This is a genomic window from Paenibacillus haidiansis (assembly GCF_036553665.1).
Lineage (GTDB): Bacteria > Bacillota > Bacilli > Paenibacillales > Paenibacillaceae > Fontibacillus > Fontibacillus haidiansis.
On sequence record NZ_JAZHPZ010000019.1, the window covers coordinates 1 to 13,294 of the forward strand.

Annotated in this window: 8 protein-coding genes and 7 pseudogenes; 5 read left to right on the plus strand and 10 right to left on the minus strand. The window is 45.2% G+C overall.

Annotated features, from left to right (window positions below; all coding sequences use genetic code 11):
• Window positions 1-123 precede the first annotated feature (123 nt).
• A pseudogene (locus V3851_RS23550) lies at window positions 124-1,388 on the plus strand (IS110 family RNA-guided transposase).
• Window positions 1,389-2,385: 997 nt separating this feature from the next.
• Here the strand turns inward: V3851_RS23550 and V3851_RS23555 are convergent.
• Together V3851_RS23555 and V3851_RS23560 are read right to left on the minus strand one after the other, a co-directional pair.
• Window positions 2,386-3,018: pseudogene (locus tag V3851_RS23555) on the minus strand (DUF2812 domain-containing protein).
• A gap of 18 nt (window positions 3,019-3,036) precedes the next feature.
• On the minus strand, window positions 3,037-3,348 hold the full coding sequence (locus V3851_RS23560) for a PadR family transcriptional regulator (protein WP_128635249.1): 312 nt from the start codon (window positions 3,346-3,348) through the stop codon (window positions 3,037-3,039).
• A gap of 288 nt (window positions 3,349-3,636) precedes the next feature.
• Between V3851_RS23560 and V3851_RS27075 the strand changes: the two are divergent.
• Both V3851_RS27075 and murC read left to right on the plus strand, forming a co-directional pair.
• Window positions 3,637-4,580, plus strand: a pseudogene (locus V3851_RS27075) (IS110 family transposase).
• Window positions 4,581-5,169: 589 nt separating this feature from the next.
• Window positions 5,170-6,478, plus strand: a pseudogene (murC, locus tag V3851_RS23570) (UDP-N-acetylmuramate--L-alanine ligase).
• On the opposite strand, the gene V3851_RS23575 reads toward murC, so the two are convergent.
• The 4 genes and pseudogenes from V3851_RS23575 to V3851_RS23590 form a co-directional block, all read right to left on the minus strand.
• The gene (locus V3851_RS23575; RefSeq protein WP_178075697.1) at window positions 6,386-6,586 is read right to left on the minus strand and encodes a hypothetical protein; all 201 of its coding nucleotides are present in this window, start codon (window positions 6,584-6,586) and stop codon (window positions 6,386-6,388) included. The pseudogene murC and the gene V3851_RS23575 overlap by 93 nt on opposite strands.
• Window positions 6,573-6,719 (minus strand): annotated as a pseudogene (locus tag V3851_RS23580) (ferredoxin); the annotation flags it as partial. The pseudogene V3851_RS23580 and the gene V3851_RS23575, both read right to left, overlap by 14 nt.
• A 30-nt stretch (window positions 6,720-6,749) precedes the next feature.
• Window positions 6,750-7,151, minus strand: coding sequence for a hypothetical protein (locus V3851_RS23585; RefSeq protein WP_128630803.1), 402 nt, complete (start codon window positions 7,149-7,151; stop codon window positions 6,750-6,752).
• Window positions 7,152-7,346: 195 nt separating this feature from the next.
• Window positions 7,347-8,180, minus strand: a complete 834-nt coding sequence (locus V3851_RS23590) for a polysaccharide deacetylase family protein (RefSeq protein ID WP_128630804.1) — start codon at window positions 8,178-8,180, stop codon at window positions 7,347-7,349.
• A 776-nt stretch (window positions 8,181-8,956) separates the two neighbouring features.
• Here V3851_RS23590 and V3851_RS23595 point away from each other — a divergent pair.
• A complete protein-coding gene (locus V3851_RS23595) occupies window positions 8,957-9,730 on the plus strand; it encodes a DUF2935 domain-containing protein (protein WP_128630805.1) in 774 nt (257 codons plus the stop codon).
• Between the two features lie 87 nt (window positions 9,731-9,817).
• Here the strand turns inward: V3851_RS23595 and V3851_RS23600 are convergent, their stop codons facing one another.
• On the minus strand, window positions 9,818-11,275 hold the full coding sequence (locus tag V3851_RS23600; protein ID WP_246061416.1) for a 7TM diverse intracellular signaling domain-containing protein: 1,458 nt from the start codon (window positions 11,273-11,275) through the stop codon (window positions 9,818-9,820).
• A gap of 487 nt (window positions 11,276-11,762) precedes the next feature.
• Here V3851_RS23600 and V3851_RS23605 point away from each other — a divergent pair.
• Window positions 11,763-11,843: pseudogene (locus V3851_RS23605) on the plus strand (XkdX family protein); the annotation flags it as partial.
• Between the two features lie 24 nt (window positions 11,844-11,867).
• On the opposite strand, the gene V3851_RS23610 reads toward V3851_RS23605, so the two are convergent.
• The 3 genes and pseudogenes from V3851_RS23610 to V3851_RS27035 form a co-directional block, all read right to left on the minus strand.
• Window positions 11,868-12,002, minus strand: coding sequence for a hypothetical protein (locus tag V3851_RS23610; protein WP_281281608.1), 135 nt, complete (start codon window positions 12,000-12,002; stop codon window positions 11,868-11,870).
• Between the two features lie 31 nt (window positions 12,003-12,033).
• Window positions 12,034-12,237, minus strand: a complete 204-nt coding sequence (locus V3851_RS23615; RefSeq protein WP_414859350.1) for an S-layer homology domain-containing protein — start codon at window positions 12,235-12,237, stop codon at window positions 12,034-12,036.
• A 35-nt stretch (window positions 12,238-12,272) separates the two neighbouring features.
• Window positions 12,273-12,335, minus strand: a pseudogene (locus V3851_RS27035) (hypothetical protein); the annotation flags it as partial.
• Between the last annotated feature and the right edge of the window lie 959 nt (window positions 12,336-13,294).

Sequence of the window (13,294 nt, forward strand, 5' to 3'; positions counted from 1 at the left end):
CCGTTAGAATTCCTGTAGAATGAATAATTTGGACTTTGTACAAAAAAGAGCGCCTCTGTAACATGGGAGTTGGAAACGGGTCTACAGCCCTTTTAATCTCACCATCTAGGAGGTCGCTCTACTATGAAGTTTAAAGCTCAAGACAAGCAAAATCAACTCATTGAAAACATTTCCTCATCGCATCTGGTTGTCGGCGTAGATATTGCCCAAGAGACTCACGTCGCCCGTGCGGTCAGCTTTCGGGGAATTGCTCTAGGATCGCCGCTGGAATTTGGCAACCACGACGAGGGATTTCAGCTGTTCAGCCGCTGGATTCGAGATCTACTCAAATCTTACAAACTGAGCAAAGTTATTGTAGGTATGGAACCTACCGGCCACTACTGGCTGAGTCTGGCTCGCTGGTTTTCAGAGCAAGAGATTGAGGCGGTTCTTGTGAATCCCCACCTCGTCAAAAAGAACAAGGAAAATCGGGACAATACTCCCTCTAAAAGCGACCGTAAGGACGCGCTTGTCATCGCAGATATGGTCAAAAACGGCTACTATTCCCCCGTACGTTTCAATCCGGAAGCCTACAAGGAACTGCGAATTCTCATGGCCAACCGAGACACGGTTACCAAACGGCTTAATAGCGCTGTTAACCAGATTCATCGCTGGGTAGATATTGTGTTCCCGGAACTGCGGCAAGTCTTTAAAATCTTAACCTGCACAAGTAGCATTGCCACATTAAGGCTCTTTCCTCTTCCTACAGAAATTAGCCGTTTAACAACCGAGCAAGTCATAGCCGGCTGGAAACAATATGTGAAACGTCACGCGGGTTTGCAGCGAGCCGCGCAGCTCATCGCATTGGCTAAACGCAGCGTTGGCGCTACACAGGCTTTGCACGCCTACAAGCTGCACTTAAGTCAATTACTCGAAGAATACGACCTGGCCCAACGTCAGCTTGAGCAAATCGAAAATGAACTCCAACTCGTTCTTAAGCGCATCCCTTATGCGAAGAAGATGCTTGCTATTCAAGGTGTAATGCAATCAGCTTAGCCGGTATTTTAGGTGAAGCCGGTGATCTGAGTGGCTATGCTCACGGTAATGCTTTACTTCGACATGCAGGTCTTAACCTGGCTGAAGCCAGCTCAGGGAAATGGCGTGGAAAAATGGTACTTAGCAAGCGTGGCCGCCCTCGTCTCCGGCGCTTCCTTTATCTCATGACGATGTGCATGGTTATGACTAATCCGGATGTTAGAGCCCTGCACCACTACAATGTCGATGTGAAAAAGCTCAAGAAAATGAAATCCATTATGAAACTATGCGGTAAAGTGGCTCGAATGCTCGTCAGTCTGGCAAAGAGCAACGAAGCATACAGTTCAGCTAAAGTGTTTCCGCAAGCGGCTTAAGAGCGTTATTTCACCAGTTGATGCATTCGCAGGATGACAAGAAGCACGGAGTATCGGGAGACGTTGCGCAAAAGGGCTCGGACCCGTTCCGTTAGAAAAACCGACCTCCACCCCTTAGTTAGATGTGACGAAGGAATGATAGGGCTTGACCCGTTGAGACATGGGAGTGAGAATCGCTAGGGTGACGTGGAGACGTGCATGATATGGAACAAAGTGGGTATTGGACACAACACCCTTGTTCCCGCATGCCCTTTCTATAGTCCCCAGCCACCGACTCCCCCTGGATTCTTTGCTTTCATGTTTAGCTCAGGGTGAAATCCTGCGAATTCATGAGTCTGAGTGAGGAAACTGAATTATTTCGAGGGAGCGCAACAAACTTTTCGTTCTTTAAAGAGCACTGAAACTGCGATAATTGCTTTTTTACGTTCAAGGATTCTGAGACAGAAAAAACGTGACAAATCATAAAATAAGAATTAAATATAACGAGGTACGAAATATCGAATTACGTTATAATTGTAGTCGATATAGGCTGAGTACGTATGAGGCTGGAACGCTATAAACCGCAATAAACACGCTATTAAAGAAGAAGTGGATTGACCATGCGCCGAGCATGGAGGATCCCGACAGCAGGCGCAAAATGTACTCGATCACCGCAAATGGTCGGGAGGTTGCTACGCTTTGGCTTCTAACGCCAACAATATACACAACTTCTTCGGGTGAGGACGGATCACGGCCACCATTATACCCGCAGTTTTGCTGGAAAGCCTGGTGGTGTTGATTCTCGGTTACGGCATTATCCGAATCCGCAAAAAATCGGGGATTAAGAGAATTAAGGGTGTTAGGCTAACTTGTTTAAAATTAAAGCGACAAGCAGGGACGAAAAAAATCCTAGACTGCCGCTGTTTTATTCAACATATCCCTTAGTATGAATGAACCCAGCGAATAACAGCAGGCAGTTCTCATGCAAACAAAGACCCGAGTATCAGGCATTTTGTTTTTATTTGCGGGTGATTCGATCTTCTTGTGTCTTCGTATTTTGTTTATTTGCCTTATATGCGCAATACAGATTTAGCAAAATCATAAGGGGAAATATTATCCAGTTGAAACCTCTGCCTAGAGCGAACGGTGTTTCGAATAGAAAAGCCCTTCAGAATGCTACTCCGTTTAAATCCCATAGTCCTGGAGTATAATATAGCGATTTCGGTTCAAGCATTACCCCCGGATCGATCGTGTCTGTAGAAATGAGTGCCGCCAGTAAAGGAATGAAGGAAACAGCTAATGTAGCCCACATATATGATAACCGCTTATATCGCCCGGCTTTGGAATCGACATCCGAAAAAATATCTTCATTTCCCTGTTTATCTGTTTTCTTAAAATATTGATATCCCGAGCTTCTCGTTCCAGCGATATGTTCCCAGCCGCTGTCCTCAAATAAAGCACAATAATCTTCGAAATCCTCACGCTTTTTAAAGAAGCGGTAGTCCATTTTGATAATGGAAATTTCCGGATTCCCAAACTCGAACTCATAGCCGAACGACGTTTTTCTTGTGAAACGGTAACCCTGCTTCGCCATTTCATTCAGCCAGTTTTCTTCTTTGTCGAACCTAGTAAAAAATTTGTATTTCATCATACGCTTTTTCCCCCATTCTTATTTCAATCGATCGATCGTCACGTCAATCATTTGTTTCATTCGTTCGAAATCGAGGAGCAATATTTCCGACCCTTTGTTTGTAATGGTGTATACCTTACGGCGGCTGTCCTTGTTGGGCACAGGCTGAATGAACTTCAGCTTAACCAACTTCTCAATCGCGCCGTATAGAGTACCCGCAGCCATTCGAACTTGCCCGCTGCTGAGTTCCTCCACCTTCTGCATTATTAGATAACCGTGCGCCGGCTCGATCAAGGCCAACAGAATGTAATAAACCGTTTCGGTCAACGGCAAGTGCTTATTTCTCTCAATTCCTATCCTCCTGGCAAAAAAATTTAATAACCCATATCTATATAATGCCAAAATGTAAATTATACTTTATACAGTACAACTATATACTGCAACAAAAAAACGAAAGAAATAACATAGCCTTAACATTGTTCTAGTTGTTGTGGTGATGTTCTGATCCATTCCACTATCGTTCCCAGTTAGCATTCCTGTGGAGCGTTAGATTCCCGCATTGCAATAAAACGAGCGCCTCAGTACGATGGGAGTACGCAACGGGTCATAGCCCATAAATCCCATCATCCAGGAGACGCCCTGAAGTTCAAATCGCAGGACAAACAAAATCAACGAATCGAAAAAATAACTGCCCAACATCTGGTCGTCGGGATCGATATCGCTCAGTTAACGCATATCGCTCGGGCTGTTAACTTTCGTGGGATTGCGCTTGGTCATCCCCTGTCTTTCTCGAATGATGAAGAAGGCTTTCAAACCCTTCTTCATTGGATTCACGCGCTGCAAGCAACGCATCGCCTAACTGCAGCTATCGTATTCATGAACCTACTGATCATTACTGGCTGTGAATCTCTCTAACTGGCTCTCCGAACGTTGGCACCCTTTGTCTTTTTCCAGCCCCCGAAGATCTGAGTAAGTTGCAGCCTCAAGACGTCATAGCTGGTTGGAAAACCCTTATGAAACGGCATTCTGGGAGCGGAGGTCTCGAGCGCTTATCTCGCTAGCTGGTAGTTCTGTTGGATCTAAACAAGCCACGCATGCCTACAAGCTTCACTTGAATCAGTTGCTAGATGAATATGACCTTGCTTGCCGGCAGCTAGCAACGGTAGAGACAGCGATTATTGCCGTATTAGATCGGATTCCTTTTGCGAAATCCATGTTTGAAGTAAAAGGGATTAGTGCTATTTCACTGGCTGGTATTCTCGGCGAGGCAGGGGATTTAAGCGGTATTGTTCACGGCAATGCCCTGCTGCGGCTGGCCTCAACCTCGCAGAAGCAAGCTCAGGCAAATGGACCGGACAGATCAGCAACGCCTCCGCCGCTTCATCTCTTGATGGCCATGAGTTTAGTAGCGAACAATCCGGAATTCAAAGCCATGCACGCGTATAATGTTACAGGTAAAAAAGATAAAGAAAATGAGATTATGAAGCTGTGTGGTAAATTAGCTCGCGTCACTCGTTGGAATGGCTCGCAGCGGCGAAGCCTACAATCCTTCTAGAACGACGCCAATCCAGTTAGTAGCTTAACCTATACTTACCGTTTCGTCGTACGAATTTTGGCCTTATTCGCGGGATTTCATAAGAAAGCAAGGAGTGATACATGGGAGTGAAAACCTCCAGGGGCGGCGTGGAGAAGCGTCAGTAGACGGAAGGATATGGGTTTTAACCTCCCCCTTTGGTGTTGGAAAACATGAAGAAACTGTACGTAGCATCATGATTGGAACCCTGCAGCATAAAAATGGAGGCTACTGTTTAAAAAATATCCATCATCGGCTTGAGATATGTTTGGATATCCTTATGGTTTAGCAATCGATAGCAAAGTCGGTACGGGTACGAAGGTTAATGTACAAGTCTCTCAAAAGGCATACCAACGAAAGAGGGATATACACCGAACCGCACTACTTTTTATGACAAATCGCTGGCATTGGCAATTCGCGCCTTGTAGTGGCCCCTTAATACCCCTGATCCATCAAATTTTTCTGCCCATTTCCCAAACCGCTACACAAAACATCGAACGCGATATCGCATTTTTGAGTCCTATATTATAGGCAGGCGCATATTAAATGATTTGGCCATATAATGAGGCATATTTCTTATTTCTTTTGGAGGTTACCATATGGATCAATATCATTTCATCGGCATTAAGGGTTGCGGAATGAGCGCCATGGCGCAAATTCTTCATGATCTTGGAAATGAAGTACAAGGGGAAGACACAGAATCTATACTTTTTACACAGTCGCTTCTCGAAAAGCGAAAAATCCCCGCATATCCGTTCGGGAATGCCCCTTTATCCCGCGACATGAAAGTCATCGCTTCAAACGCATTCGGCGACGAGCATCCTTCCCTCGTCAACTGCAAGAAAATGGGCCTCTCTGTTGTGCGATATCACCACTTTCTTAGCGAGTTGATAAAGGACTACACGAGCATAGCGGTTGCCGGTTCTCATGGAAAAACGACAACGACTGGGATGATGGCTCATGTGTTTGGAGAAATCGAACCTACGTGCCATCTTATTGGTGACGGGACCGGCAAAGGGCACCCCGACGCACGCTTGTTTATTTTTGAAAGCTGTGAATATAGGCGGCATTTCCTTGCTTATCAACCGGATATTGCGGTGATTACAAATATCGATTTTGATCACCCGGACTATTTTGTTGACCTGGATGATGTATGCGATGCATTTGAACAAATGGCTTCTAGGACACGAAAGCAATTGGTCGTGTGCGGGGATGATCCACAAATACAAGCTATGCGTCGAACCTGTAGCCCAAGAGTATTATATTATGGCTTTGGGAAACATAACGATTTAAGAGCATCCGAACCGAACATTAAGGATAACAAGCTGCATTTCGATGTTTATTTTATGGATGTAAGGGTAAATCAATTTTCTATTCCGATATACGGGAAACATAATATTCTGAATGCCTTAGCTGTAATCGGTGTTGCGCTGACTTTAGGGCTCGATTTGAATATCGTTAGGAACCAATTGGCAGCGTTTCCGGGCGTTAAACGAAGATTGTCTGAAAGGGAATGCCAATCAAACATCCTAATAAGACGACTACGCCCATCATCCATCAGAAATTAGGGCAACTCTCGAAGCTGTGAGAAGTAAGTATCCGCGAAAAAAGATCGTTGGGGTATTTCAGCCCCACACCTTTAGTCGTTTAGCAAAATTTCTTGACGATTTCGCCCATTCGCTAAATCATGCCGACGATATATTTTTATGTCCAATTTCCAGTTCCGCTAGGGAGGGTAGGGGGAACATCTCAATAGAAGACTTACAGGAACGGATCCCGAATGCCCGCCTCGTTTCGGATAATATTGCTGCGGATTTATCGCTTTATAAGAACTCCGTTTTTGTTTTTATGGGGGCAGGCGATATACAGAAATATCAAGAAAATTTGCTGGAATTGTCCTACCGATAGACCATTCGAAAGTTCCGCAAACAAATACTGCCCGATCTTGCTACGGGCAGTATTGCATTCAACATTCGCATCTCCTTCATATAAATGTTCTGGTTTCTGCGATTCCATGGTTGAGATCTCCTTCTTGAGAGTATATTCTAGCTAGACCCTCCCCATCATAATTAAAGATATCGGTGGAAGCGGCCCCACATGCCCCGCAAGTGATGCATGTCGCCTTGCTCACTATCGAATATTTCGCCATGATTCTTATGGATTGCCTTCGGACCCACCATCACCGGGGCCGAAGTTCATAAAGGCGTTTTTTAGCTAATACCCAAGCATCCTTACCATGCAATATTTTAGGGAAAAGCTTCATTCTTTGGGCAGCTAGAGATGTAAGGCCACCATCGATGAAGGATATACCTTCATCTAACTTTATTGAAAATGAATCAAATGCTGCCGGATCGTTCCGATCCAAATAGACAAGAAAAGAGCCCATGCTTTGTTCCAGCGATTTGAACCCTATGGAAAAGTATTGGTTAAGATCATTTAACGGAAGTCTAACGTCGGGCGGCAATGTATCCGGAAAGGTAAGTTTGGAAAAAACGACGGAAGCATTGCCAAACGTTTTTTCTGCCTCCGTGATTGTAGAGGTCAATATTGCATTGTCTTCCACTGTGTCGAGTTTTTCCAATGGTAAGCCCCTTCTCGATGAGATCGTAAACTTTATTTTCGTAGGCCAGGAATTGGTTTTTTTGCTTTACGGTATATTGGTCTTGGGCCGAGGCGGGCTGATGGCCACAAAAACTGAGTGGAAATAGCAATAGAACGGCGAGAGTGAATTTCCCGGTGTTTTCCAACCAACGTTTCCATGTTGATTTTGTCATATTCATTGCCCCTCTCGCAGGTCTAATAATTCAGGGATCGTAACTAATTTTATACCGTCGCTTCTTAGCTTTTTAATAATGTCGGGTAAGGCATGGACTGTCCCAGATAAGTCCTCCCCTGTTCCCCCCGCTGCGTGTTGTAGAACAATGGAACCTTGATGTACGTGGGATAGAATGTTCGTTTTCACCTGCTCCGCATTCAACCCTTTCCAATCCAACGAATCAACGTTCCAGAATATAATTTTTTTATGCTGACTGGCCAACCATTGAATTTGTATTTCACTTATATTCCCGTATGGGGGTCTGATGAGCATCGGTTTATACCCCGTAATGGACCGAACTAAACCATCCGTTTTGGTCACTTGGTTGCGGAAATCGGCGTCGCTTAATTTTGGCAAGTTCGCATGGTTATAGGAATGGTTACCCACGACATGGCCTTCGTCGGCCATTCTTTTTATAATCTCCGGATGGGCCTCGACACGGTTACCGATAACGAAAAAGGTTGCCTTTACATCTTCCTTTTTTAAAACATCAAGTATCTGTGGGGTGAACCGATCATCGGGCGCGTCGTCGAAGGTTAGAGCCACTTCGCGTTTTGTTGGGGAGCCATTCAATAGAAAAGTGCTTTTATATTTCGCACGTAAATCGGCAAGAGATAATGGATGAGGGGCGCGTACTGAACCTTCCGAGCCGTCCAACAAATTCGGCGTGCGAGAGGTCTGGACGTCATAGTTTTTAATTTCTTCCGGCTCAGGTGAAACTTGATTCGATTTATATTGTGCGCAGCCGGAGCAAATAATTAAAGCCAGTAAGGGAATGACCCAAATAGATCTCATCGGGATTAAACTCCTTCGCTAATTTTGAATGAAATTCGATATTTATCATCCCCTCCTTTCCCAAGGATATACTTTTGCGTTACGTCCACATTTTGGAAGGTCTAAGAAATGAAATTTGTGATACTTATAAAAAGTGTTGGCGTTATTATTATTTTTTGGTCTTTCCTCCATTGCGCTACGCCGGAAATAAGTAAGGTCGATTTATTAAATTGAGCATGGGAGGGTCGTTTGGGAAACGAATAACTCAGAAGCTATACAAAAAGAAGCCAAAAAGTGGATTCACCATTAACGGAACCTATCCGGGTAGAGAACGAACTCATGGATACAACTATTCGAGAGATGTGAGATGGCCAGCAAGATATTTAGTGTATTTCTCGGCGGATATTCGCCCCTTTTTAAGGAATTGGGAATATGGAAATTTGTTAACGATAAAAAATATGCATTTACAATCGGGTAATAAACGTGAACGTTGATTCTTTAGGGTGGATTTGAAAGGTGACATCTCTAATGAAATTGTTCTTATCCCATATTATTAGATATCTGAGACAAAAGCTGTTCCCCAAAGTTGTTACGTCACTAATCTCTGGGGTAAAGTTATGCCTGCAAGCATTTCAAATTCATTTGAAATGCTAAATTAACAGCCGAAAACCATCGATCTAAAACAGGTCGATGGTTTCTTTATGATCAGATGGGTAGGAATACAGACAAGTTAATGCCCATAAATTTATTGTTAAAGAGGTATTTTCCGAAATATAAACACGAAACGAGGTGAGAGCATGCCCTATACGGATGATTATGAAAGAGATATCTATGGGATAATAGCGTTTTGGGTCCAAAATAATTATGATCACGGTCGATTTTTTGACAGAGAAATAAGCCATCATGAAATGGAACTAGCCCGTGCGAATCAGCATATGATTCAGCGTCTCGGAACCATCTTTGAGAAAACAAAATCAAAAACAGTAGACCCCGGGGCTTTGATTAATGAAGCGCAGCATGCAACAAATGAATTCCATGGTCTACTCGTCTATACACTGGATAAATCTTTACGCTGTGAAACCATTATTTCTACCCCACAATCCCTTCTCGATCACATGATACGGGAAGCAGAAGAGACAGTATCGGTGTTTAAATTAATACAAACTGGTGGGAGGGTTTCGCCAGCAGACGCAATAATCCATGAAAACTATTTCTGGTTGAGGCAAATGGCAGATCACCTAAGCTATATAACGCATTATTTAGACACATCAAATTATGAGCTTCATGATCAAGTGAGAAACATGACAAAAAAATTCGAAAACTTATTCCTTCAAGCCAATGCACTCAGAACAATGATACGCCCTCCACGTAAAGAGGTATTACCGGCTTTAGATGGATTCAGCCAAATGGTTATTAAAGAAACTAAAGCCCTTGAAGCATTTAAATTGGAACTAGACGAACTGATCAAACAATGCGCTGCCGTTACAACTTCACCACCAGATCTGTTGGAGCATATCGCCAGGGAGGCACATCATTTATGGAGGAATTTGGAGGATCGGGTTGTATTATAAGATTTGGATTCAAACTGTGGGTTCCAACAACATGGATTAACATGTTGTCGGGACAAGGTGACAAGGCCTTCTCATAGCATTATTCTGCTAATTCTGACTTAATGCCAAAGCCGTCACCGCCTGCACAGCCTCGACATAGCCAAGCATGTTAGACAGCGGCAATCGCAGATCGTGCGTAATATAGGCAAGGAGCTTCTTCCTCCCTTGCTCGGAGTGAAGCAGCTGCTCATACGACGTACGGAGATCATCATGCGCTGCGGACAACGCCTGCGTGCGTTCCTGCACGGTCCGTTCCAAGTTCATATTCATTTCGGTCAGTTTGTTGTTCGTGTCCTGCAGCTCGCGTGCAATCCGCTCCTCGTTCGATGCCGCCCTTGTAAATTTCGAAGAAATCAGAATCATCTGCGCGATTGTAAACACCAACAGACCGAGCGGAGACGTATTGGCGATTGGCGACCATTCGTTATAGTACAGAAAGTCATTGATGACCGTAACCAAAGCAAACACGGACACCAGCAGGAAGGTGAGCGCTCCCTCCATACGCTTCACGGCCGCATAGACCAGCCCAACCATCAGATAAACCATATGCAGAACAACCATCACGCCGATGATCGGCAACATTGTGGTATAGAAGGTGGCGGGGGTCGCCGCAACAACGATGCAGAACGCGCCGGTGACGATCCGCGTGCCCAAATGAAACCAACGCGACACATAATTCGGGAAGATGCAGTCGAAGTATTTGGTGATGATATATCCGCTGCTGCAAAGAATCAGGTACTCGATCTTGAACTGCAACCCCCACGGAAAGTCCGGCCACAATTGGGTAATCAAGTGCTCGCCGACCAGCAAGGATCGGATACCGAACAACAAGGTGAACAGGCCAAAATACAATGGCGCTCTGTCTTTGCGTCGCAGTCCGAACAACAGCAAGTGATACACGCCAATCACCAGAAGGCTTGCGGTGATGAACATTTCCGCGGCGATTTTCAGATTTGTCCTGACCGCTAATCCATCGCTGCCGCCCAATTCGATATTCTTGGTGATACCGCCGCGGTGATGGTGGAAGTTGGCAACCTGAATCACCAGCTCCACGCGATCACTCTTGGGCTGGAAGAACACCAGCTTCGTTGCCAGCTGCGGTGTCACGCTGCGCTTGTCCTGACCAACCACGCCGACTTCTGCCAGCAACTCGCCGTTCACCCACAATTTATACGCATGAAATATCGTAGGCAGTCGCAACGCAAGCCGCGCATTCCGATCCTGTTCACTCAGTTGGATGTCCAGCCGGAATGTGGCATAGCCTGTACCGCTCAACCGCTGGCCATCGAGCCAAGCGCCTAGCCAGGAGCTTGGGATGCGAATCCAGCGGTCATGATCTCCATTCTGTGCCTCGCGAATCCGAATTTCCTCGGGCGACAGCAGCTCTTGCCAGTAGAACGTCCACTCTCCTTGCAGCTTTATCGGATTCTGAGTGACATTAACCTGCGTTAAATCCAGCACGCCTTCCTTATTTTCGATTCTAGGGGCGTCTGGTACGGAGACCACCACATAGCTAGCGATCAGACCAATGACAATCGCAACAACGATACGAAGCAAGATTGTGCGAGAGCCGAATCGGAGATTCCCCCTCATGCTGAAGCCGACCTTCATCTAAGTTGCGATATATAAAAGCGTTCGTCTCGCGCGCGTCCCCGGCGTCGCAGCGCTTTGAGATACTCACGGACCAGTGGCACTGATATTACATTCTAGAAATTCTCCACCTAGATTTGTATATCGGTACATCGAGATGACGACTTTAGACGCGCAGGATTTAGGTAAAGGTAATATGGCGCTTATCCTAACAAAAGCGGGCTAACATTACCCATTGAAAAAGATTATAACACTTAACTCTTTTCAGATGTTCGCAAACAAAGGAAAGCCCCCGATAGAATCGGGGGCAGACAGGCTGGCTATTCGTTGATTTTGATGTTTTCTATAGTATATCCCCCTGATAAGAACGTCACTTTACGAAAAAGGATGAGCCACAAAAGAGCAGCTCAAGAAATACGTGCAATTCGGTAAGATCACGCCGGCAGAATACGAGACGATTACCGGCGCACCGTACGTAGCCTAGCAGCAGTGCCCCGTATCAGCGGGGCTATTTTTTCTTATGACGTTTCTCAAATACAAATGCAAGTAAACGATCTAAATCAAGCCCAAGCTGAATTCCAATATCCTGGATGTCTAGTTCTAATGTAGTAGGGAGCTGATTATCAATTATCTTCTTCAGCATTAGCATTTACTCCTATCCTGCACTTATTTATTTATAGAATAAGCATAGTAATCGACCGCGACGCGATATCGCTTGGTTCCTGAACGTGTTCGCAGCCGTCACATTGCCTGGCAGTTTCCGCAGACGGCTGATTGATCGCAGCGGCTTCTTCGCGACTGATCGGCATGTTCGGGCGAAACGTACCGTCTCCATAACCCGTAAATATCGGACAAGCAGCGTCGCGAATTCCGCCCACGTAATCGGATCCATCGGCCTGATCCGACCGCCTTCGTCCCCTTGCAGGAAGCCTTGCGCAATGAACTGATTAATATACGGTTCCGCCCACGCGGCGATTGTTTCGTCCGGCGCTGCAAACGCTGCCTCTCATTCCTCTGGTATCCCCCCATCACCATTAGCATGATGAGGAAAATCGCGGTGATCCTTTTTGCTGTTCTGTTCATGGGCTCACAACCCATCCACCGCTTTTCTAATGACACATTTAGCTAAAATATAGCATAATGGATGAGCCCGTAGATGAAATGCAAAGAAAACTTTAACACTAGGCTCTTGTCAAATTCGCTAGCGGACAGAACAAAAAAATGGGTCTACAGCGTCAAGTAATGCCCCAACGCCATGACCCATTTTCTCTATTGGGTGAAGACTCCCCCATTACGCTATACAAATATTTCGCCTTATTTAGGTTACGGTTCTTCGTAACATCCATATAGCGAAATGAAGGACACCCGATCGGGTGTCCTTCGCAGATACTAGCTAAGTGATTCCAACAACGTCTTCAATTGTGAGTTAATCTTCAGCGCATTCAAGATGATCTGAAAACGCAGTTATATCGGTATAATTGGTATAACCCTCAAAACGCAAAAAATTGGAGGCTTATTGAGTTCTTGTTCTCCGTTAGGAGTTCAACTATCAGACTTTATTATGTATCACTACGCTCCACTACCAGCCTGCCAAAAAGTTGTGCGTCAGGCTGCTTTGTTCCTGCAACAGCTTACAATCAGCTCGCGCCGACCAAGTAAGTGCTGCCCAATAGCTCTATTGAAACCTTTAGACACCTACCCATGTATACAAAACCAAGTTGACTGATAATGACTCATTCCTCCTTAACATGCATCATCACTTCTGTATATTCGCCACGGAAAGTGCCACCCTCGATTACGGCTTGTGTAGATGATGTTTAATCCAGTTGGAGTCAATCCGAACGAAGGACAACATGAACGGAACCACCTGGTACGTTTTGCGCAGTGGGGATGTAACTATACGAGATTCAAAACCGCAGTGCAGTTTAGGCAACT

Coding starts and splice junctions, on each gene's coding strand:
- V3851_RS23575 (WP_178075697.1), bottom strand. CDS start 6,586: ATGGAATCGCAGAAACCAGAACATTTATATGAAGGAGATGCGAATGTT.
- V3851_RS23590 (WP_128630804.1), bottom strand. CDS start 8,180: ATGAGATCTATTTGGGTCATTCCCTTACTGGCTTTAATTATTTGCTCC.
- V3851_RS23595 (WP_128630805.1), top strand. CDS start 8,957: ATGCCCTATACGGATGATTATGAAAGAGATATCTATGGGATAATAGCG.
- V3851_RS23610 (WP_281281608.1), bottom strand. CDS start 12,002: ATGCTGAAGAAGATAATTGATAATCAGCTCCCTACTACATTAGAACTA.